We start from the raw sequence: 19768 nt of genomic DNA, 5'->3' as shown, positions 1-19768 counted from the left end.
ACGTTAAGACAAGCTAAAAAACACTCTAAAAACTGGGCAAAACCCGTGGTTACATCAGTGTAAAGATATAGTATCTGGTTAGGCCCACATGTCAGCATGCTCTACCCCTGCTTCCCTATGAAATCGTTTCTGCTTTTTGTCCTTGGCTCCGTAGCGTTCTATGGAACGCCGGCGATAGCCCAGGTAATTCCTGCTGAAAATACCCCTGAAGTAGCAGGTACTGTGAATCAGGATGGCTACTCCGTGATGCTGAATAACAGCGTTGATCGCATGGAGCTAGAGTGCCGCGCTTATCTGGCGGTGAGCTTTCCTAACGGGATTATCGACCCGGCTTACTTGCGAGAAGACCTGGAAGCCACTTTTTTAGAAGCCGGACGTCGAGGTGGCATAACCCCTGACACTCTCTACAATTCCAGCGAAATCATTGCCAATCGAGTGGGTGAGCTTATGGAACTCAGTGATCAAGCTGCTGATATCGAGTCAGGTCTCAAGCTACAGTTTCTCTATGAAGAGATGGAAGCGTTTGTTTGTGAACGATTAGCGAAGGGCTAGTTGATAGGTAACACGACCCATACAAGCTAGCTCAGCTATGGCGTAAACAATCGTTCAAATCGTTTCTGCAAAAATGCTGTTAGCAGCTGTACTTTAGGGGATAAGTGTCGATTGATCGGGTAAATCACACATAGCGATAATGCCTGAGGTTGATAATCCAACACCACTTCTTGCAGGTCCCAGCAAGCTAAACTTTGCTTAACAATGAACTGAGGCAATAAAACAATCCCCAATCCGCGAATGGATGCGTCCCTGAGCACTTCACCATTATTTGAGCACATTGACCCAGTGACAGTGACTCTATTTTCTTTATTGCCATTTGATAATACCCACTCATGGCGACCTGACAATTCACCATAGGCCAAACAATTATGGTTACCCAAATCCTGCGCTGATCGGGGAATTCCTCGATACCATAAATATTCAGGGGCAGCGCAGAGTAAACAATTGAGTTGAGCCAGTTCATGCACCACCAACTGCAGGGATGTTTGGGGTTGGGCAATGCGTACCGTGAGGTCGAATCCCTCTGCTAATGGATCTATAAACCGATCTTCCAACGTTAGCTGTACTTGGACTCCAGGATATTGCGCCATAAAATCTGCCAGAATGGGGCCTAAATGCATGGTGCCAAAGGTCATTGGAGCATTGATTCGCAGCGGTCCGACCGGTTCAACTTGGGTTTGGGAAACTGCCAGTTCAGCTTCCTCTAGGTTTGCCAGAATACCCAAACAGCGTTCGTAAAAGGCGGTACCCGTCGCCGTTGGTGTGACCTTGCGGGTACTGCGTTGCAAAAGTTGTGCCCCTAATTCTGTTTCTAGGCTAATCACTAATTTATTGACTGCTGATCGCGACATACCCATGTCCCGCGCCGCGGCGGCAAAACCCTTAGCTTCCACGACCTGTACAAAGGCATGAATGGCCGCAAACTTATCCATGCTGACCTATCCTTTCAATCAATCTTGAATAGCTTTTTTCGTGAATCTCAAGTAGGTTCATTGTTGCCTAAAAAAGGACAATGCGTCAATTGAATTGATTATTGTCTTTTTTAAAGACGCAATCCATAATTGGATTAGTTCCACCCAATACACCACACGGGAGGTAGACCTATGATGACTGTTCGCCCTGCATCAGAACGAGGTAATGCTAATTTTGGTTGGCTCGATAGCCGTCATACCTTCTCTTTTGGCAGCTATTATGACCCAGCCCATATGGGGTTTGGTACTCTGCGGGTTATCAATGAAGACAAAGTGGCTCCAGGGCGCGGGTTTCCTACCCATAGCCATCGCGATATGGAGATTATTTCCTATGTTGTGGACGGTGCTTTAGAGCATAAAGATAGTATCGGCAATGGATCCATCATCCGCCCTGGTGATGTGCAGCGCATGTCTGCAGGTAGTGGCATTAGCCACAGTGAGTACAATGCTTCTAAAGAGAGTCCTGTACACTTTCTCCAAATTTGGGTGTTGCCTGACAAGCAAGGCATTGAGCCTGGCTATGAACAAACGTACTTTAGCCCTGAAGAAAAACAGGGCAGATTACGCTTGGTTGGTTCCCAAGACGGTCGCGATGGATCCATCACCATCCATCAGGATATGAATCTTTATGCGGCTCGACTAGGGTTCAATGAGCAAGTTGACTATACGTTGCAAGACAATCGTCTTGCCTGGGTTCAGGTGGTGCGCGGGCAGATTACTTTGAACAAAAATCTCCTCAGTGCCGGTGATGGAGTCGCAATTTCGGCCTCTGAAGCAGTCTCTATAGCAGGTCAAACAGATGATACTGAGATTCTGTTATTTGATATGGCTGCATAACCAGGCAAGTCATGCTCAATAGGAGATAGCCTGCAACCATGGGCCTACTTATGTAGGCCCATGGTTTGTCATTGGGATGTTTTTTGCAAGTGCTATTCTGACCTAGCTAACATTTAACATTAGGGATAGTTTGATGATTACTCGTGGATTCCTAGCATCATTTCTCGGAATAGTTTCCATAGCTACTGCGGCACAGGCTCAGATGAGTGATGTACCCCGGTTTGATACTAACGGAGATTTTTTCTCAGCGCGTGTGCAGGGCAACCGAGGCATGTATCCCCACTGGCAATGGGTTGTTGTAGAGACGGATAACCTGGGCCTTAACTGTCGCAGCGACAACGGAGATGTCATCGTTGTACTGGCCTATGGTGCGGTTGTTGACTCTGTCTTTGAGGGCGATGATGCCATTAGCCTGGTCAACGGTCAACCTTGGCTCAAAGTGAACGCAGACTTAAGGGATGTGCAGCGTAGGGTGGTGGATGACTTTGCTGTTGCTTATACCTGTTATGTTCGAGCCAATAATCAATATATTGTGCCCTTAAACCCAGATACTCAGTGAGATGTGTGAGGTCTCACATGGCCGCAGACTGTGACCATTTTTCTTCACTTAATATCCATCGGTTAACAGTTTGCTGAAAGTTAATCCAGCCTGGAGTTGTTTCATAGGTTTTAACGAGCTCAAACCCCACTTTAGCCAAGGTTCTATTAGGGGCTGGATTCATAGCATAAGGCTCACAAACTAATCGTTTAAGTTCAAATGTCTGAAAGTATTTGCTAATGCTTTGCCCAATAAAATAAGTTCCATGGTTTCTCTGGCGCGTTTGAGGTTCCCAGAGATGTAAATGCATGTAGGCTTCTTGACCAAATGTAATCTTATTAATGTTGGAATGACCGATGGCATGGTTATCCAATTCCCAGAGAATATAGTAAAAGTGTCTTTCAGATATTGGGCGGTTAAGGTCTTTGTTCAGAAGGGCTTTCCATTCATCAGCACTGGGTAACTTGGTAGGTTCAACTCCCATGCCTTTAAGGAACTTAGACTCTGCTTTCAGAAAGTATTGGATAATTTGGTCAATGTCATTAGCTTCCAATTCCCTAATAGCTCTATTCAAGAATCTTTACCTCAATCGTTTTGATTTATAACCTGATTTTCATACTAAAAAAATGATTCTAGTGGCTAGATGAATTCAGGTTGATTCTGTTATGAATTGTAGACATTTTGGCTGTACTCCTTGACCATTTAGGGTATGTGTAACATAGAATATAGATGTAAAGACCGTTCATCCTTTGATTCAAAAAGCTTTGAATATTGAAGGACGGAAGTAGGGATATTTTCCTGAAGGAACGCGCCTCTGCAATGTGTATTTTTAGGAGGCGATTCTCATGACATCTAACGCTTTAACCGCTACCGAGCTAATTACCGTACTGACAGTCTATTGCATCGTATTTTGTCCGGTTTTGTGCTGGACGATTAGTGGTTCATTACCTTTCAAGCAGCCTTCTGACTCATTCGACGAGCACTCTCACGCTTAGGTTTGTTTGCATTTGACCAATATGCAATCGGTACGGCCTTGCTGATCTTTATGATGCTGTCGTTAGGCATCATAACTGTAGCTTGGCGAACATCGTTCACAACAACAGTTATAGCTGAAAGCTCTGAATATCAGCGACTATGTGTGCAGTAAACTGCTGAATACATTCAGCAGTTTACTATGGGAGATAAAACACAAGCGTCAACGGTAACCCGTTGATGCCTATTTTGTGCACTGCTTAAATCTATAGCTTCCAAATGGGCCGCCGATAACTCTAGTAATACAAGATTGAGTTATTGAAATAGCCACAATTTAACACGCTTACATTTTGAGGCGTTATGTATAGGTTCTGACTCAGGGGATGATTCTTACGCACTTGAGCTCTGAGAGTTTCTGAATTGCTTGTGAAGCAAACATTACCTGAGACAACAAAAAATGTGCCGCCAGTCATTTGTCCAATATCGGCTTGGGAAATTAAAACTGGTCCACTACATGTGGTGAGGGGCATGACCAGATAAGCTTCAATGTAATCTTCACCACTGATTTCCATTGTGTTAAATCCGACACTGGCAATGTCTTCGCCTTCATACACTAAAGCTTCACATAGTTCGCTGGCGAGGGCTTTGTTGCCCCACCATGGTTGGTTTCTAAGTACCTGGTCTGTAGCCTCATGATCTAACTCAACACTGTAGGATGAGCCGTAGACATCGACAGTCACTGGCTCGCTAGGAGATGCATAGGTTGATTTGACCAGTGCTAACAGTGCAATAAATCCTACAGCGGTCCCAGTGAAGAGTTTTTCTAACATTCTGGTGGTAGAGAACCTAGCTAGAATAATGATTCTGATGCTTTAAGTATTGCCCAACACTTTTTTGAGCTAAACAGAAAAAGTCGATTTGAAATAATGCTTAATACCTCTTTGTACTTAAAATAGTCGTTGCATTAGTGCATGCTTATAAAATTGAAATAACAGTATCATTCGGTATACGTAACCCTTACTCTTAACGACGTTTGATAAATTTCATCTCGCCTGCAAAGTCTCCATCTTGTTCGACTGCGATGGGTGTCCAACCCAGGTGAAGATAAAAGCCATAAGCCCTCAAGTTGGGATTATTTCCAGTGACTAGCGAAATCTCATTAATGTTGCTGGACCATAACCAATCTTCAGCAGCTTGCATCAGCTGACGACCGGCACCCCGACCTTCAAAGCTGGGGCGTACAAACATGCCAAAAATATTTTTTTCTGTTTGATTGGCAATGGAGAAACCAATATCCTCACCATCTAGTTCAGCAATCCAGGCGCAGCAGTCGGTTTCAAGCATTTCTGCGATCGATGCTGGAGTAATACCTAGTTCAGCGATGTCTTCACGGGATTGATGATTTTCAATAACGCTGGTTCTGATTTCAAACAGCGTTTCAATATCTTGCCGCTGGGCAATTCGAATATTCATGGCGGATCTAAGCATAGTCTTATGGGTCAAAAAATATAGTGTTGCTGATCCTCGGGCAGCGTTAATCTGATCAATGCCAATGTAGGAAGATTCTGTCAGGTCAAGTTATTTCCTGGATCAGCAACGGTCAAGATACGAGGTCTTGTTAAGCATGTTAACGATTTACTTGTTTTTGTCTTAGCTCTGTTGTTCTGGGATGAGGTTGACGAAATGGAGCCAGGGCTAAATGGATAAGCCACATAAGCGGAGTGCTGCCAGTCCAGCAGGCTAATAGGCCGATAATGCCTAACCACCATGGCCAGCTGATGTGCAGGGCAATCCCTATACCGATAAATAAGCCCACCATAAAATTTCCGGCATGGAAATTAATTGATGCACCCATATAGTCAGACGTGTGATATCTGGAGTTGAGCCAATATGCCCACACATTAGAACATAGAGTGATGCCTGCGATCGCAAACAACACAATTGTGACTGTGTTCATGATGATTTGACTATTTGCTTAGCTTGACCTAATTAGGCTGCATAAAACTGCGTTTGTTCTTGGGGTAATTTTATGTGATTAGGCTTGAAGGATAGCTCCAGGCAGGTGCATGGATAGCCTGCATTGCTACCTTCAAATGTGTGGACTACCTGAAAGCCTTCGCTGGCGTAGAGCCTACGGGCACGGGTATTGCCACTCAAAACGACTGTCCAGGCTTGGGAGCCAGCGAGCTCTAACCCTAGCTGTAGAAGTTCTCTGCCAATGCCAATGCCGAAGTAATCTGGGTCTACATATAGCCAGGAAACTAAATTTTCGTCAATGCCGACAAAACCAACGACTTGGCCTTGAATGCAGGCAACAAATTTTTCTGAGCGATGAAAATTGTCGATATCTTCTGGGTCCTCTGCCAGGGGCAAAAAGCTATTGGCATCGCAAGAACCTTTTAGCTCATGGGGCCGAGCGCGATCATGGATGTCACATACAACTGACCAATCTTCATCGCAATAGGCTCGGAGTAAAATCGGGCTTTGTGGGATGAGTTGTGTAGACATAGACAGACACCTTGACTGCTGTCGCTTAAACAACAATCCCTTAAGTATGGATTTCGGATAAATCTCATACATGACCCATAGGGGGCCTTTATGTCAGGTGTAGTACAAACAGTCAGGGCAATGCTGGTAGTTGGCAGTCGTTTGTGTCGTTGAGTCTGTTCAAGACTATGCTTGAAAAGCAACTGATAAAGGCCTTAATAGGACGATGCCGTTGTGATGGTTAAAGTTTATTAATGGCACTTAAAAAACAAGGATGAGAGCCAGTTTATCTTCATAGAAACTGGCTCTCATCACTATTTTGGTGCCCAGTTGACATTGTAGTTGTGGACAAGTTGATGTCGCTAGGGCTTTTCTCCCAGTTCATTCAGTAGCTTATATCTGAGCAATACATCGGACATACTAGTCTCAGACGCATTAGTTTTTAGCTTTTTCCTGGGCTCTTCTTTTTTGCCAAGGACGTCTTTGGAAAAGAGCAGAAAAACTGTAGCGAACACTATAATTGCGGGAAAAAGTGTCATGGGAACTCCTTGGTATAACGATCAACAAGATGGCCTAGGCTTGCCTAAGTCACCTCAACACATAAACTCCTCATACCTATCACTTGTCGGACTTGAATGATGATTAATGGACCAATCACCATCAAAGCGTTAATTATGTTCGCTTACCCAAGATAGTGGCTTGGTTTTTGAAAAGTAGGTAAAGACTCTTAGTTTTTCTTTACCTTTGCGATCGCATATCCTAAATGACAGACATAATCATGCTTAAAATTAAAGGCCAGCCGCTATTACAGCAAACTGGCCTCAGCTGATAAGTTGTGATCGGTTAAACCGTTAACACTGATCAAAAGTTGTCATATCGGGGAAAAACAAGCCGTTCGTTTGTGTGAACAACCGCCTAAACGAGAGAAGCCTCTTTCCCTTCAGCAATACCCCCTACAATCTCAGGGGCAATGGCAAAGTCCTCTGCTACTAAGCGGGCTGTCATCTTTGCAGACATCATCACACTGGGTGTACCTGCACCAGGCTGTGTGCCTGCACCGACCATATATAGGTTAGCAATGTCCTCACTGCGGTTATGGGGTCTAAAGAATGCCGACTGTATTAATGTGGGTTCAGGGCCAAAGGCATTACCAATGTGGGCCTGTAGCGTAGTCTCAAAGTAGTCAGGTGTGATGTAACTGCAATGGACTAGGCGCTCCTTGATGTTAGGCAAATATCCTCGTTCATCCATGAACGTCAACACATTGTCTTTTAGTTTTTCACCCATCTCATCCCAGTTGATGCCAGAGGCATTATTAGGAACAGGTACAAGAATGTAGGCTGCATGGTGTCCTTCGGGGGCTAGAGACGGATCTGTCAACGTCGGTAAGTGAACGTATTGAGAATAGTCTTTGGGCATAACCTTGCGACCAAAGATATCTTTTAACAGTTCTTCGTAGCGAGGGCCTAAGATAATGCTGTGGTGTCGCAGTTTGGTGTTCTCATTGCCATCGGCCTTAAAGCCCAGGTACAGTACAAATGCCGACATGGACTGTTGAGTCACTTTTACCCGTAGGTCGCTATTCCAGAAGCGGTACTTGGGCTCAATCATCTTGCCATAGGTGGTGGCCCAATCGGCATTGGAAACAACAGCATCAGCTGTCATGACGGTGCCATCAGCTAAGGTAATGCCTTTGACTACTTTCTTGCCGTTCTCTTTTTTGACATTAATTTTGTTGACCTTGGTGTTGTAAACAATCTTGCCACCCAGATCCTCAAACTTGTTGACAAAGCCACTGACCAAAGCACCGGTACCCCCCATGGCAAAGTGAATGCCCCAGGTGCTTTCAACAAAGTGGATCATGGCGTAGATGCCAGGTACTGAAAGGGGATTGCCGCCCACCAGCAACGGTTCAAAGCTGAAGACCTGGCGCAGTTTGTCACTCTTAAAGTACTTGCTAGTAAAGCTAAATAGAGTCCGTACAGCGTCTAGTTTCAGCAGTTCAGGCACTACCCGGAGCATGGAGCCGACGCTGCCAAAATGGGTATAGCCCAATTCCAAAAAACCCCGGTCAAAAACAGCTTTAGCTGCAGCGTGGAAACGTTGGTACCCTTCAAAGTCGCCGGGTTCACCCAGCTCTAAAATTTGTCGGCGAGTGTTCTCAGGGTCACTGTCGTAGTCAAAGAATGTGCCATCATCAAAGTAGATGCGGTAGAAGGGGAGTACAGGAACAATCTTGACGTAGCGACTGGTGTTGGGGCCACCGGAAATGCCGGACTTGATACGCTTGCTTTCATCGACAATTTCTGCCGGGAAGTCGTCCTGGGTTAGGGCTGCTTGATCACGCTCCAGAGAGAACAACTCTTCAATAAAGTGGGGCACCGTGATGACTGTGGGACCCATATCAAAGGTGAAACCATCTGCTTTACGCACGTAAGCGCGACCACCAGGGGCATCCAGCATTTCCACAATAGTGGTATCAAATCCTAAGCTTTGGAGGCGGATACCCATGGTAAGTCCACCAATTCCAGCTCCAATGACGATGGCCTGCTTGCGCCCCATAACCAACTCCCATCCAAATGTAACGAACACTTAATATTTCTAATATTGTAGCGTTCCAGGGCCGTAGCACTACCCCAACTCAAATGTAGTCACCCCAAAAATTCCGCTAAGCGGCAATTCTGGAGTTGTCTGGGTATACATCCGTGCGGTTTCAAATACGTAGTGCATGTTGTATCGCTTGGCTAGTGCGACTGCTGCACCATTGACTTCCGGTACATCTAAGTAAAATGAGTCCCCTGCTGGCACTTTGGCTATTAGGGCCTGAAAAATGCCATCGGCAACGTTTGCTGTGTCGGCAAATAAGGGGCCAATTTTGTATCCGCTGTGACAGAGGCGCAGAACGCCATAGCCTTTTAGGGTTTGTCCTTGCACCATGGCAACGGCGTGGCTGTTGGGTTGCGCGATCCAGCATGGGGTAAAGTGCGATCGCACCTCAGGAAAAAATCGTCCATCATATTCAATCACGGTTTCTACTGACAGATTTGCCAGCGGCACACAGCCCGAATCATCCGCTTGACCATTACCCACACCTGCGTAGCGAATATTCCGATACGCCAGGCTAAACCCAGACTTAACGTAGTTATCTTGCTGAGCAACTACGCCGTCTAGACCGACATTTCGTCCCTTTAAATATGCAAGTGCACTATGCCAAATGGCTAGCCCATACCCTTGCCCCCGAAATTCTGGCTTCACAATATAAAAGCCAATAAACCCAAAGGATTCACCGTATTTAACGGCTGAAATTGAAGCGATGGGTGCTCCATCTAGAAATCCCATCAGAAACCCTGTGGGGTCGGCATTATAAAAGCAATCGGCATCGTGCAGGCCTGGATTCCAGCCTTCTGCCGCAGCCCAGTCAACGGCGAGGTCGAGCTCACCGCGAGTCATGGGTCGAATTTGGTAGATGGGTGAGGTCACGGTGTTTTGATAGTGATGAGGGGGAAATTTTAGGGATAAATAATTGCTGTCAGGGCTTTACTCAGAAGGCCAGCTTTCCTGACAGCAATAGCTCTGATACTAAGCTCCTAAACTCTGCAGCGCTAAACGAAACTGCTCCAAACGTCGACGGTTCACACCTAGATCTGACTCTCCTAACCGTGCCGCAGAGCGCATCGCAATGCTATTACCATCTTGCAGAAAGTAAAACTCAGCATCATCCACAAACCCCATCAGACGGCTGGTAAACTCCACCAAAATATAGTCATCAGTCTGTTCGATAATCTCAGTGCGGGGCTGATTGTTAATAATGGCCACCAGCTGATCGCGAACAGCGTCTTTGTCAGCCGTATACTCAATCGGTGCAATATAGTGCTCATCATCGCTGGCACTGCTGCTAACACAGTTAGGCGACGTAGGGCAGGCAATCAGTTGAGCATCATGAATGCCAATGTTAGTCGGCGGTGTGCCCGTAAATACACCCTGCAAGCCAGGTAAAACAGCTATAGGTGCAGCCATCGCAGGGGCACTGGTGAACACTAAGCAAACGGCAACTAACAGGGGAAGTAATACGCGAAATAATTGCATGGGGACTGGGTCTAAAAGTTCTGTAAGCTGCTATCAGTAAGGACTCATTTAAACCGAAAAATTCTGGTTAAGCCGGATGTCAGAATTCAGGAGTCAAAATCCAGCCCTTCGCTGACTTCTGATTCCTGGTTCCTGACTCCCCACGCCGCCAAGATTTGTCAGTTTACTTTGATTCCCTTCAGCTCCTATTGATTGTAAGGGCGTTACCAAGTTAAGGAATGATTCTGTCGAGGATATCTAATGGGTGCCGTGCGGTACGACATCAACCCTATCTGGGGGCTAAGCCTATGGGTAAGCTGCGTTATTTATGGTTAGTGCTGCTGACTGGAGTAAGTGCCTGTGGTCCTAAGAAGCCAATCATTCCTGACGATGTTGAAGCGATTGCCCATCGCTGTTATGAAACCGTGGCTACCGCTGAGAGGACGCCAAAACTTGCTCCTTCAAAGGCCATGGAAGACGGAACCTTTTTGATTCCTTGGTCCATTGTAGAATTGCCTGATGAACGTGGTTCGTGCATCGTAGATGGTCGCGGAGCGGTGTTGCTGTTGACAAGCAATGCCGCTGACACGCAATCTGAAGAGCAATCAACCGAACAACCTGCCTCTCAAGAGTAGTCGTGTTATCTGTGCGTTAAGGCGAGCTGATAATTAAGCAGTCCCGCAATCTTTAGGAATATGCTGAGTCTGAGCGGTAGTATTCGTCTATGCCCAGATATCAGGTTGCTATGGCAGACTACCTAACGCTTAAAAATGTTCTGAAGAGCAAAATATCAGCTCGTGAATCAGAGCTATCGCTAATTGATAATCTCTGTCGGTCGTATTTTTTATTTCATAGCGAACCCACTGAAAAAGTGTGTCTGTTTTTCCATGGATTTACGGCTGGTCCCTATCAGTTTATTCCCATGGCAGAAACCTTACACAAAGCAGGGTGTAATGTGCTAGTGCCCTTGTTACCGATGCATGGTTTGGCAGGTCAATGGGGGCCGGGTAATCCCCCGCCGCTAGCAGAAGACCCCCGCATCTATCTTAAGTTTGGGTTGCAGTGGCTTAAAATTGCCCAGAGAATGGGCTCGAAGGTGATTATTGGTGGTTTGTCTGGTGGTGCGACCCTGGCGACGTGGCTGGCCATGGAAAAAGCTGCTGATATCTATCGGGCACTGTTATTTGCACCTTACTTTAGTGCCAGCAGCAAGGTGATTGACTTATTTGTTAGGCATATTGATACCTATTTTGAATGGGAAAAATTAATGGGTCCCAGCTATCCAGGGTTTGAAATTTCTGCCCTGCGAGCAGTGTTACGAATTGCAAAATATAACTTTAAGCGGGTCAAAAAGTCTCCCATTGCCCCGATCTTTATGATCTCTAGTGAAAGCGATCGCGCTGTGAACAACTACGATCACCATCGTTTCTTTGAAGCAGCACTAGAACATCAACCCTATTGCTGGTACAACAGCTTTGATCGGGTGTTAGATATCCCCCATACGATGATGACTGAAGCGGAGGGGAATCGATTTACCAACTTGTTGAATGTGATTACGAAGGCCTACATTGAGAGTAATCTGACCTGGGAAGAGGTAGAGGAAATTGCCTATCGCATGACCAAGCGCCGCACATTTAATTCGGTGGTGGCTGATCTGGGTTGGCAGGACAAGGTATCTCGTGATATGCCTGCCATGATGACCCTGGTGGATAAGTGGGATATTGCAGTTAAGCGGGAGTTGAAGGGGCGTAAAGGATGGAGACGCCATAGACGGCGGAATGATTAAGACAACAGGGAATGTCCAAATGCCTGCTGGTAGCAAGTAGGAGAGTCAATAGTGAATAGCGGAGCCAGTCTATTGTTAGAAGGGACAGTTGCAGAAGCACTGTTAACGCCGACTGAAACGGCAGTTCTGTGGGGACTGCATCACCCCTATTGGCTGGTTGCGATCGCGATCTCTCTAATCATTCTGCTTCAACTTGGCATTTCCCTTGTTGGTCAGCTGCTGCGCCGTCTGCTCAAGTGGCTGGGGCGTTCTCCATTCTCCTTGGGGCGTTGGCTATTGACCAAAACAACAGCTGGAGAATCAGCTCAAGAACAACACGTTGCAACAATCTTGCAGCGATTAAACAGCCTACAGGAAGAGCAAGCAATATTGTTGGCAGAGCTAAAAAAGCAATTGCCCAACAAAGAAGAGTTTTAGGTTTTGAATTTTGAGTTGATGCGGTTTTTCTACAATTCCTGCTTTCGTAAAAATGGCACCACCGCCTCGCTCACCTTATCAGCCCAATCTTCTTGGGCATAATGGCCTACTTCTGTCATTTCGATATACTCGCCATCTTCAACTCCTTTGGCGAATGCTTTGGCGCTTTCTGCTGATAGCCAGGGGTCCGATATGCCCCAAGCCACTAAGGTAGGACGTGACCAGTTGGCAAACCCTTGGGAAATTTGCTCAGTAATTTGAGGCATTTTCATCGCACGGATTGTCCACATCAATGAACGGCCCACATCAGAGCTTTTTAGAAATGGACGGCGGTAAACATCTAGATCGTCATCCGAGACCTGGTAAGGACCACCACCTTCCAGGGTGCGATCCACCAAGAGCGGGTCTTGGGTCACCATGTCACCTACAAAAGGCCAGCCCATCATTTTTACAGAGAAAGGTAGCTCTGCTTTGGGTGGGAGCGGTGTATTGAGAATAATTAATCTTTCGATTTTGTCAGGGTTCTGCGCAGCGTAGAGTAAACCAGTAACCCCTAAAAACCCCTGCACTACTAGGGAAAAACGGCTCAGCTCCAGAGTATCGATATAGTCGCTAAGGGCTTTGAGATAGGTGGCTTGGTCATAAGCAAATTGACGTTTATCTGGTTTTGAAGAGGAGCCGTGGCCAATCCAATCAGGGGCAATGCTACGAAACCCCTGTTCAGCCAACGCTGGCTGAACATCGCGCCAGCTGTAACTTTGGGATACCAGACCATGGAGCATTAAAACAGGTGGCTTATCGTTGGGGGTGTCGGGCACTAGTTCGCGATATACCCAGTTCAGATCCCCAATTTGCACATCCTTGAGCTCGATTTTGGCCATAGCTTTTTTCTCCCACCTGTGGGAAAAAGCTTACCGCATTATTGACAGCCAGGGGATAAGCGTCTAAGTAGCTCTGAAAGTAAGGGCGACAGGAGGGGGCGATCCGCCACAGATTAATGGACCAGCGTTCGAGGTCAGGGCTAATCACCCGATGGGGATTTTGACTGTTGAACACGATAATTGACCCCGGTGGTAAGCGATGGATTGTTTCCGTGGCCCGCTTTTGGTGGAGTTTATCGTAGCCAGTATAGTTCGGGGTATATCCCCACTGAGTTGGAACAGTTGACAGGTTAATACTGACAGCTGGACAGGCGGCATAGGGATCGTCGCGATGCTCACGAATGCCCACACCGCCATAGGCAACGAGTCCCACATCGGGGGTAAGTGGGTCCTGATCGGGTAGGGCAACTTGGCTAGCCCGTTGATAGATGGTGCGGCAGAAGCCCCAAAACTGGGTGTGCTGCACGGCGGGTTGATAAGACCGACCACAGCTGCCTAAAATCGGCTGATGTTCAAGCCAATAACGCTGTCGTCCTATACCATAGCTAGACGTATCCAGTTCTAATAGGGATCGATGCTTGTTGAGATGTTTGCGGAGCTTATGCTGCTTGGCAGGAGGTAAGATGCTGACTATTTTAAGCATGCAGCTAACGGATGCTAGGGCTTGGAATTCGAGCGGATTAATGGTCCTGCACTACTCTACAAATCTGCTATTGGTATGGAAATAGATTTGAGTAAACATTAACGATTAGATGCGTCTGTTAATAATTGATCGTTATCCAGTTATATAAGGTATCCCGCTGTTGGCTGGGACGATTAAGGGTGGCGATCGCACCCGTCAAATCGTCCACTGACTGACAGGTACCCCCTTGCGCTCCGGCCATGGAGGTAATGTGCTCTTCCATCAGGGTGCCACCAATGTCGTTGCAGCCCCAGCGTAAGGCTTCAGTAGCACCATCCAGACCAAGTTTTACCCAACTAGGCTGATGGTTTTTGATCCAACGACCCAAATAAATACGCGCCACTGCCGTTAGTAATAGTGCATCTGAGATCACTGGCTGATCTCGACCGACTCGCTTCCGCAAGGGAGCTGGCGCATCCTGTCCCACAAAGGGCAACAATATAAACTCAGTGATGCCTGTGTCACCCTTTGCTAAAGAGCGCTGTTGCAGCTGACGTAGTTTTTCAAAGTGGCCAATTTGCTGCTCAATGGTTTCAATATGGCCTGACAGCATTGTGCTGGTGGTGGGCATGCCTAGCTCGTGGGCCTGGGTGACAATCTCGATCCAGGTGGCAGTGTCAATTTTTTCAGGACAGAGCACCCGTCGCACCCGATCATCAAGCACTTCAGCTGCGGTCCCTGGGAGTGAGCCGACACCGGCTTGGGCCAGTTCACCTATGACCGTTGCAAAGTCTAAATTGTCTTCGCGGGCAATAAACTGCACCTCCTGGGGTGAGAAAGCATGGATGTGGAGGTGAGGAAATGTTGTCTTGATGGTGGTGACGAGCTGTTGGTAATAGTCCAAAGAGCGACCGTTAATTTTTGCCGTTGGGTGCAGGCCTCCCTGCATGCAGATTTCCGTTGCGCCTGTCTCTACGGCAGCGGTTGCTTTTTCTAGAATATTTTCCCAGCTGAGCCAGTAAGCCCCCGCCTGCCCTGCATCGCGACGAAATGCACAAAAGCTACAGTGCTGTTCGCAAATGTTGGTGTAATTTATATTGCGATTGACCACATAGGTGACGGTGTCTCCCGCTTGCTGTTGACGTAGTTGATCAGCAGTCGCTCGGATGGTTTCCACGGCTGCGGCTGTGGTCTGGCTCAGTAAGGTGATGCCGTCGTCTGGCGAAATATTCTCACCGTCTAGGGCTCGGTCTAAAATGTCGGCTATGGTCGGGACTACGGGGAGGGGCATTACACTCGTTGCGGTATAGATCTAATGGACTGTGGGAAATTAATTCCTCAAGAGATCGTCGATGATCGCGGGGTATCTAAAAGGGCGTGCCAACGACTTTCTATATTCTCCAACTATCACGTTAAATTTGGCCTGATTTCGAAATCATTATGATGCAACTACTAGCGGGTGACATCGGCGGTACCAAAACAATTTTGCGGTTGGTGCAGTCTGGCACTCATCCCCAAGAAACGCTCCATGAACAGCGCTTTGTCAGTGGCGATTATGCTGATTTGGTGCCGATGGTAAAAGACTTTCTGGCAGCAGTTTCAAATGCCCAGCCCCAAGCGGCCTGCTTTGCTATTGCTGGACCTGTGGTCAATAATCGTTCCCAGCTCACAAATTTAGCTTGGTCTTTGAGTGGCGATCGCATCGCTGATGAACTGGGTCTCAAAACGGTAGAGCTGATCAATGACTTTGCTGCCGTTGGCTATGGTGTGCTAGGACTAACGTCAGATGATGTGTGTACGCTACAGTCGGGAACCCATGATGATCAAGCGCCCATTGCCATTATTGGTGCTGGGACTGGACTGGGCCAAGGGTTTTTAATTAACTGCGGTGGCCAATACCAGGTATTTCCTTCTGAAGGTGGCCATGCCGACTTTGCCCCTCGCTCTGAACTGGAGTTTCAGTTACTGCATTACCTGTTAGACAAGCATTCTATTTCCCGTGTTTCTGTCGAGCGGGTGGTTTCTGGCCAGGGTATTGTCTCTATCTATCAGTTTTTACGCGATCGCAACTTTGCCACTGAGTCCGAAGAACTCGCTCAAGTGGTGCGCAATTGGGAGCAAGGCGCAGGCAAACGCAGCGAACTCCCCGATCCAGCCGCTGCCATTTCCAAAGCTGCCACCGTTGACCGTCTTGCTGGCCGCACCATGGAAATTTTTATTGATGCCTACGGGGCGGCGGCTGGTAATTTAGCCCTCAAACTTTTACCCTACGGCGGCCTTTACGTAGCCGGTGGCGTCACGGCCAAAAACATGCCCCTGATCCGCGACGGCAGTTTTCTCACAGCCTTTAGCCACAAAGGTCGCGTGGGCCCACTGCTGGATAATGTGCCCATTCACTTGGTTACCAATCAAAGCGTAGGGTTGATTGGGGCAGCGTTACGGGCGGGACAACTTGCGTGAGGCTCCCCTGTAGGGGCGTTCCATGGAATGCCCCTACAGGGGAGATTTTCCCATGGCCCATTCCCTATTTCTTTCCCAACCTTTCCAATTTCCTTTCAAAACTTCTCGCTACAATAGTGGGCTAGTGTATGACGACTAAGACGTTATGGCAGGGCATAGTAAATGGGCCAATATCAAACGCCAAAAGGCACGGGTTGATGCGGTTAAGGGCAAAGTATTTGCCAAGCTGTCACGGGAAATTATTGTGGCAGCAAAGCATGGTGGCGGTGACCCCGATGGTAATTTTCAGCTGCGGACGGCCATTGATAAAGCGAAGGCAGCGGGGGTGCCCAATGACAACATTGACCGTGCGATCGCAAAAGGGACTGGTAAGCTAGGTAGCGATGGTGACTTAGAATCCATTCGTTACGAGGGGTATGGTCCGGGCGGTGTTGCTGTACTGGTGGAAGCCCTGACCGATAATCGCAACCGCACCGCTGCCGATCTGCGAGCGGCGTTTAGCAAAAACGGTGGCAACCTTGGCGAAACGGGCTGTGTCGGCTGGATGTTTGACCAAAAAGGCGTAGTTGTCGTCAAGGGTGAGTTGGAAGAAGATGCCCTATTAGAAGCGGCCATTGAAGGGGGAGCTGAATCTTACGAATTGACCGAAGTGGATGAAGATACCCCCGGTGCAGAAGTGTTGTGCCCCCCTAGCGATCTGGAGAATCTCAGCATTCATCTCAAAGGTGAAAGCTATACAGTGAAGGATATTGAGGTGCGCTGGGTACCGAGTAATACAGTTGATGTGACCGATATTGATCAAGCAAAGTCTCTATTAAAAATGATGGATGCTTTGGAAGATCTTGAGGATGTACAATCGGTGACTGCTAACTTTGATGTTAGCGAAAAAATACTTCTAGCTCTGCTGTAACCTTGCAAGAACGTGATGTAAACAGCCTGTGAACTCAACAAGTTTGCTTAATGCATTGCTCTAAAACAATGGTGTTTCTTCAAGAAAATTTCCCGATGATCATTGGCTATGAGGAGAGGTTGTTTGAAAATCTTTCCTGATCATTTATAAGCAAAGCCTATTCTTTATTGGTCTATGGGAAGATTCCATTTAAAATCAGGATACAACTGTTTAACCTGGCTAAGCTGAGGTTGGATTTCTACAAAAGGTACTTGTAGTTTCTGAGACAGATCAAGTACGTTGTTTGCAAAGTCAGCAACACCTGCAATACCACCTCCTAAAGTAACTACTATACTTAGGAGAGAAAGAATTCTCATACGAAGCTTGGATGGATTTTTTTCTTTTTGCTTTAAATCACTGCGTAAATCCTCAACATATGTTGTAGCAAGTTCCTTATACTGGCTACTGAAAGATTCGGCTATTTGAACTAAGGATTCCAATATCTTTTCTATGCTATCAGTTCCACTGATATTCTGCTGACATTGAGCATCTATGGAGTTTATAAAATTTCCAGAAGACGAACCACTACCAATACTGTTAGCACCGGTTATTTGCGAACCACTGATGTTGATTTTATCGTTCATAATTATATAATAATCCTCGAATATCCTATCTAGCTATTCTTTCTTCAAAAAAGAACAGCTAGATAAAGTAATAATCAGAAACTTGATGTTTCTCTAACTTTACTTTTTATCCTCCCTTATAAAAAATGCTTAATTTTAAAGCCTTCAGAAATACCCTAAAGATCTTCATCAATTATTTCCTCATTCTCGATAGAGTTGTTAGCTGAAAACCCACTACCAATGGTATTCGAACCCGTAACTTGAGACTTACTGATACTAATTGTATCTCCTTCACTAACTCTCTTATCCATGTTCTGTTCAACCGTTACACTTACGGTGCTGTTGTAAAAATTCATTGGATTACTTTGTGTCTGACTTTTACCATTATCGTGAGCTTCCTTCGGCTTGGTATAACCTTCATCTCGACTCTTGATCATTTCTGATGATAGATCTTCTCTGTCGCTTCCAGTAACATTGATAATGCCAGAACCTACTACATTAGAAAAATCACTCTTTCTGAGAACTGCGTTCCTAAAGTAAACGTTAGTTAAAGAGGATTTACTAAAGCTAGTTTGCAACCTACGTATGAGCGAATCGAAAGCCTGATTAATTAACGGATGCTTCCTTCTTCTATCATCATCTGAGCTAACAGCATCATTTGCAAACATCTCACCGAAAAGCAACATTCCGATAGCTAATATAGTCACTAATAGAGCTGAAATTAAAGCACTTTCACCTTCCAACTTCTCCTTAGCAAAAACTCCTGCAGAAAGCATTGCTCCTAGAAATGCTCCAAGTATCGAAGGTATTAAAGTTAATATCCTCCTGATAAATAAATATCTCCTGTCGCGTCGATCAATTAAGTCAGAGTTCTTTAATACTTGCTTATCTAATTCCAAGTTAAGATAAGATACCTGTGATTGAGTTATAATTCCAACAAGACCTCCCATAACGCTCGCAAAGCCAAGGATTGATGTTGTTGCGAATGGATCAGGTAGTAAGCTTGTGAGTAAGAAAGATAAGGTTGTGATCCCAACTATGAACATTGCAAATACGGCACGAGTACCCTTGTAAATTGCAATAACGATTGATATAAAAAATATTATTACAAAGATAAAACCAAGGAATGAATTAAACTCACTGACTTGCGCTATATTGCCATCAGTAATGCTTTCACCACAATAAGCTTCATTAACTTTTTCAATAGGTACAGAAGCTAGACCATACATAAATACCGATGAGTATCCACAAATCAGCCCTGCTATTGCTCCGATTGGGATACAACAGAGCCTTAAGATAAAAAACCAAAATCGCGTAAAACCAGCCTTTACACGATCAAAACTAACATTAATAAGCCTTGTTTTTTGGAAATTAGCTCCATGAATCAAAGAGTCTGAAAAGCTTATTTGTTCAAGAGTAATTCCCTTAAAAGATGCTCCTCGTAAATCTGCATACGAAAATCGACTGCTATATTCTTTGAGTTTCTGGCCACTTATTTTTGAGAAATCAAAACCTCTAAAATCTGAACGTTTTACATTATTAGTTGTAGTTGCCAAAACTTTACCCTCTTTAGATCTAAGAAACTTTTGAAGTGATAGCTGTCGATTTTATATCCAAGCTTTAAACGATTGCTTGTAAAAAGTGAAATATTGATTTCCTTAAGTA

General features: G+C 46.0%; 22 protein-coding genes and 1 riboswitch. Of the genes, 8 read left to right on the top strand and 14 right to left on the bottom strand.

The features are described from left to right. Positions 1-117 precede the first annotated feature (117 nt). Complete coding sequence (locus SPB21_RS16205; RefSeq protein WP_163667334.1) at positions 118-552, top strand: hypothetical protein; 435 nt, start codon at positions 118-120, stop codon at positions 550-552. A gap of 35 nt (positions 553-587) precedes the next feature. Here the strand turns inward: SPB21_RS16205 and SPB21_RS16200 are convergent, their stop codons facing one another. Beyond that, positions 588-1487 (bottom strand): LysR family transcriptional regulator, encoded by a 900-nt coding sequence (locus SPB21_RS16200; RefSeq protein WP_499867152.1) that lies wholly within the window; start codon positions 1485-1487, stop codon positions 588-590. Positions 1488-1658: 171 nt separating this feature from the next. Between SPB21_RS16200 and SPB21_RS16195 the strand changes: the two genes are divergently transcribed. Beyond that, entirely contained in the window at positions 1659-2363 is a 705-nt protein-coding gene (locus SPB21_RS16195; RefSeq protein ID WP_499867151.1) for a pirin family protein, read from the top strand. A gap of 133 nt (positions 2364-2496) precedes the next feature. Further along, on the top strand, positions 2497-2922 hold the full coding sequence (locus SPB21_RS16190; RefSeq protein WP_163667345.1) for a hypothetical protein: 426 nt from the start codon (positions 2497-2499) through the stop codon (positions 2920-2922). 13 nt (positions 2923-2935) lie between these two features. Here the strand turns inward: SPB21_RS16190 and SPB21_RS16185 are convergent, their stop codons facing one another. From SPB21_RS16185 to SPB21_RS16150, 8 genes are all read right to left on the bottom strand, one after another. After that, complete coding sequence (locus SPB21_RS16185) at positions 2936-3475, bottom strand: GNAT family N-acetyltransferase (RefSeq protein ID WP_163667348.1); 540 nt, start codon at positions 3473-3475, stop codon at positions 2936-2938. Positions 3476-3638: 163 nt separating this feature from the next. Next, positions 3639-3714: riboswitch (Glutamine riboswitch) on the top strand. Between the two features lie 455 nt (positions 3715-4169). Then, positions 4170-4703 carry a hypothetical protein gene (locus SPB21_RS16180; protein WP_499867150.1) on the bottom strand — a complete coding sequence of 178 codons (534 nt, stop codon included), beginning with the start codon at positions 4701-4703 and terminating at the stop codon, positions 4170-4172. A 193-nt stretch (positions 4704-4896) separates the two neighbouring features. Then, entirely contained in the window at positions 4897-5346 is a 450-nt protein-coding gene (locus tag SPB21_RS16175) for a GNAT family N-acetyltransferase (RefSeq protein WP_490795534.1), read from the bottom strand. A gap of 154 nt (positions 5347-5500) precedes the next feature. After that, on the bottom strand, positions 5501-5830 hold the full coding sequence (locus SPB21_RS16170; protein ID WP_499867148.1) for a hypothetical protein: 330 nt from the start codon (positions 5828-5830) through the stop codon (positions 5501-5503). Between the two features lie 32 nt (positions 5831-5862). Further along, complete coding sequence (locus SPB21_RS16165; RefSeq protein ID WP_499061738.1) at positions 5863-6381, bottom strand: GNAT family N-acetyltransferase; 519 nt, start codon at positions 6379-6381, stop codon at positions 5863-5865. 894 nt (positions 6382-7275) lie between these two features. Continuing rightward, positions 7276-8922 (bottom strand): phytoene desaturase family protein, encoded by a 1647-nt coding sequence (gene crtI / locus SPB21_RS16160; protein ID WP_499867147.1) that lies wholly within the window; start codon positions 8920-8922, stop codon positions 7276-7278. A gap of 69 nt (positions 8923-8991) precedes the next feature. Next, positions 8992-9810 (bottom strand): GNAT family N-acetyltransferase, encoded by an 819-nt coding sequence (locus SPB21_RS16155; protein ID WP_250565391.1) that lies wholly within the window; start codon positions 9808-9810, stop codon positions 8992-8994. A 129-nt stretch (positions 9811-9939) separates the two neighbouring features. Beyond that, positions 9940-10446: a DUF1499 domain-containing protein gene (locus SPB21_RS16150; protein WP_499867146.1), complete on the bottom strand. Its 507-nt coding sequence runs from the start codon at positions 10444-10446 to the stop codon at positions 9940-9942. A gap of 287 nt (positions 10447-10733) precedes the next feature. On the opposite strand from SPB21_RS16150, the gene SPB21_RS16145 reads away from it, so the two are divergent. The 3 genes from SPB21_RS16145 (at position 10734) to SPB21_RS16135 (ending at position 12628) form a co-directional block, all read left to right on the top strand. Then, positions 10734-11060 carry a hypothetical protein gene (locus SPB21_RS16145; RefSeq protein WP_499867145.1) on the top strand — a complete coding sequence of 109 codons (327 nt, stop codon included), beginning with the start codon at positions 10734-10736 and terminating at the stop codon, positions 11058-11060. A 110-nt stretch (positions 11061-11170) separates the two neighbouring features. Beyond that, on the top strand, positions 11171-12211 hold the full coding sequence (locus SPB21_RS16140) for an alpha/beta hydrolase (protein WP_499061742.1): 1041 nt from the start codon (positions 11171-11173) through the stop codon (positions 12209-12211). Between the two features lie 51 nt (positions 12212-12262). Further along, the gene (locus SPB21_RS16135; RefSeq protein WP_499867144.1) at positions 12263-12628 is read left to right on the top strand and encodes a hypothetical protein; all 366 of its coding nucleotides are present in this window, start codon (positions 12263-12265) and stop codon (positions 12626-12628) included. 29 nt (positions 12629-12657) lie between these two features. Here SPB21_RS16135 and SPB21_RS16130 read toward each other — a convergent pair whose 3' ends face one another. The 3 genes from SPB21_RS16130 to cofH all read right to left on the bottom strand — a co-directional run bounded on the left by SPB21_RS16130 (position 12658) and on the right by cofH (position 15422). After that, complete coding sequence (locus SPB21_RS16130; protein WP_163667378.1) at positions 12658-13509, bottom strand: alpha/beta fold hydrolase; 852 nt, start codon at positions 13507-13509, stop codon at positions 12658-12660. Continuing rightward, positions 13424-14152: a hypothetical protein gene (locus SPB21_RS16125; protein WP_499867143.1), complete on the bottom strand. Its 729-nt coding sequence runs from the start codon at positions 14150-14152 to the stop codon at positions 13424-13426. Before SPB21_RS16125 ends, SPB21_RS16130 begins: the two co-directional genes overlap by 86 nt. Before the next feature lie 118 nt (positions 14153-14270). Further along, entirely contained in the window at positions 14271-15422 is a 1152-nt protein-coding gene (gene cofH, locus SPB21_RS16120) for a 7,8-didemethyl-8-hydroxy-5-deazariboflavin synthase subunit CofH (protein ID WP_163667383.1), read from the bottom strand. A 149-nt stretch (positions 15423-15571) separates the two neighbouring features. On the opposite strand from cofH, the gene SPB21_RS16115 reads away from it, so the two are divergent. Further along, positions 15572-16591 (top strand): glucokinase, encoded by a 1020-nt coding sequence (locus SPB21_RS16115; RefSeq protein WP_490795570.1) that lies wholly within the window; start codon positions 15572-15574, stop codon positions 16589-16591. 145 nt (positions 16592-16736) lie between these two features. Further along, a complete protein-coding gene (locus SPB21_RS16110) occupies positions 16737-17501 on the top strand; it encodes a YebC/PmpR family DNA-binding transcriptional regulator (protein WP_499867142.1) in 765 nt (254 codons plus the stop codon). Between the two features lie 164 nt (positions 17502-17665). On the opposite strand, the gene SPB21_RS16105 is transcribed toward SPB21_RS16110, so the two are convergent. Together SPB21_RS16105 and SPB21_RS16100 are read right to left on the bottom strand one after the other, a co-directional pair. Beyond that, positions 17666-18124, bottom strand: coding sequence for a hypothetical protein (locus SPB21_RS16105; RefSeq protein ID WP_499867141.1), 459 nt, complete (start codon positions 18122-18124; stop codon positions 17666-17668). A 155-nt stretch (positions 18125-18279) separates the two neighbouring features. Beyond that, complete coding sequence (locus SPB21_RS16100; protein ID WP_163696979.1) at positions 18280-19659, bottom strand: pentapeptide repeat-containing protein; 1380 nt, start codon at positions 19657-19659, stop codon at positions 18280-18282. Positions 19660-19768 lie beyond the last annotated feature (109 nt).

The organism is Leptothoe sp. ISB3NOV94-8A (assembly GCF_043421595.1).
In the GTDB taxonomy this organism is placed as follows: domain Bacteria; phylum Cyanobacteriota; class Cyanobacteriia; order Phormidesmidales; family Phormidesmidaceae; genus Leptothoe; species Leptothoe turfae.
The sequence above is the reverse complement of the archived record's forward strand: the minus strand, read 5'-3'. Positions and strand labels throughout refer to the sequence as shown.

Bases quoted from the DNA above. Each gene is read 5' to 3' on its own strand.
- SPB21_RS16205 (WP_163667334.1), top strand. From the start codon at position 118: ATGAAATCGTTTCTGCTTTTTGTCCTTGGCTCCGTAGCGTTCTATGGA.
- SPB21_RS16200 (WP_499867152.1), bottom strand. From the start codon at position 1,487: ATGGATAAGTTTGCGGCCATTCATGCCTTTGTACAGGTCGTGGAAGCT.
- SPB21_RS16195 (WP_499867151.1), top strand. From the start codon at position 1,659: ATGATGACTGTTCGCCCTGCATCAGAACGAGGTAATGCTAATTTTGGT.
- SPB21_RS16190 (WP_163667345.1), top strand. From the start codon at position 2,497: ATGATTACTCGTGGATTCCTAGCATCATTTCTCGGAATAGTTTCCATA.
- SPB21_RS16180 (WP_499867150.1), bottom strand. From the start codon at position 4,703: ATGTTAGAAAAACTCTTCACTGGGACCGCTGTAGGATTTATTGCACTG.
- SPB21_RS16175 (WP_490795534.1), bottom strand. From the start codon at position 5,346: ATGAATATTCGAATTGCCCAGCGGCAAGATATTGAAACGCTGTTTGAA.
- SPB21_RS16170 (WP_499867148.1), bottom strand. From the start codon at position 5,830: ATGAACACAGTCACAATTGTGTTGTTTGCGATCGCAGGCATCACTCTA.
- SPB21_RS16165 (WP_499061738.1), bottom strand. From the start codon at position 6,381: ATGTCTACACAACTCATCCCACAAAGCCCGATTTTACTCCGAGCCTAT.
- crtI (WP_499867147.1), bottom strand. From the start codon at position 8,922: ATGGGGCGCAAGCAGGCCATCGTCATTGGAGCTGGAATTGGTGGACTT.
- SPB21_RS16155 (WP_250565391.1), bottom strand. From the start codon at position 9,810: ATGACTCGCGGTGAGCTCGACCTCGCCGTTGACTGGGCTGCGGCAGAA.
- SPB21_RS16150 (WP_499867146.1), bottom strand. From the start codon at position 10,446: ATGCAATTATTTCGCGTATTACTTCCCCTGTTAGTTGCCGTTTGCTTA.
- SPB21_RS16145 (WP_499867145.1), top strand. From the start codon at position 10,734: ATGGGTAAGCTGCGTTATTTATGGTTAGTGCTGCTGACTGGAGTAAGT.
- SPB21_RS16140 (WP_499061742.1), top strand. From the start codon at position 11,171: ATGGCAGACTACCTAACGCTTAAAAATGTTCTGAAGAGCAAAATATCA.
- SPB21_RS16130 (WP_163667378.1), bottom strand. From the start codon at position 13,509: ATGGCCAAAATCGAGCTCAAGGATGTGCAAATTGGGGATCTGAACTGG.
- SPB21_RS16125 (WP_499867143.1), bottom strand. From the start codon at position 14,152: ATGCTTAAAATAGTCAGCATCTTACCTCCTGCCAAGCAGCATAAGCTC.
- cofH (WP_163667383.1), bottom strand. From the start codon at position 15,422: ATGCCCCTCCCCGTAGTCCCGACCATAGCCGACATTTTAGACCGAGCC.
- SPB21_RS16115 (WP_490795570.1), top strand. From the start codon at position 15,572: ATGATGCAACTACTAGCGGGTGACATCGGCGGTACCAAAACAATTTTG.
- SPB21_RS16110 (WP_499867142.1), top strand. From the start codon at position 16,737: ATGGCAGGGCATAGTAAATGGGCCAATATCAAACGCCAAAAGGCACGG.
- SPB21_RS16105 (WP_499867141.1), bottom strand. From the start codon at position 18,124: ATGAACGATAAAATCAACATCAGTGGTTCGCAAATAACCGGTGCTAAC.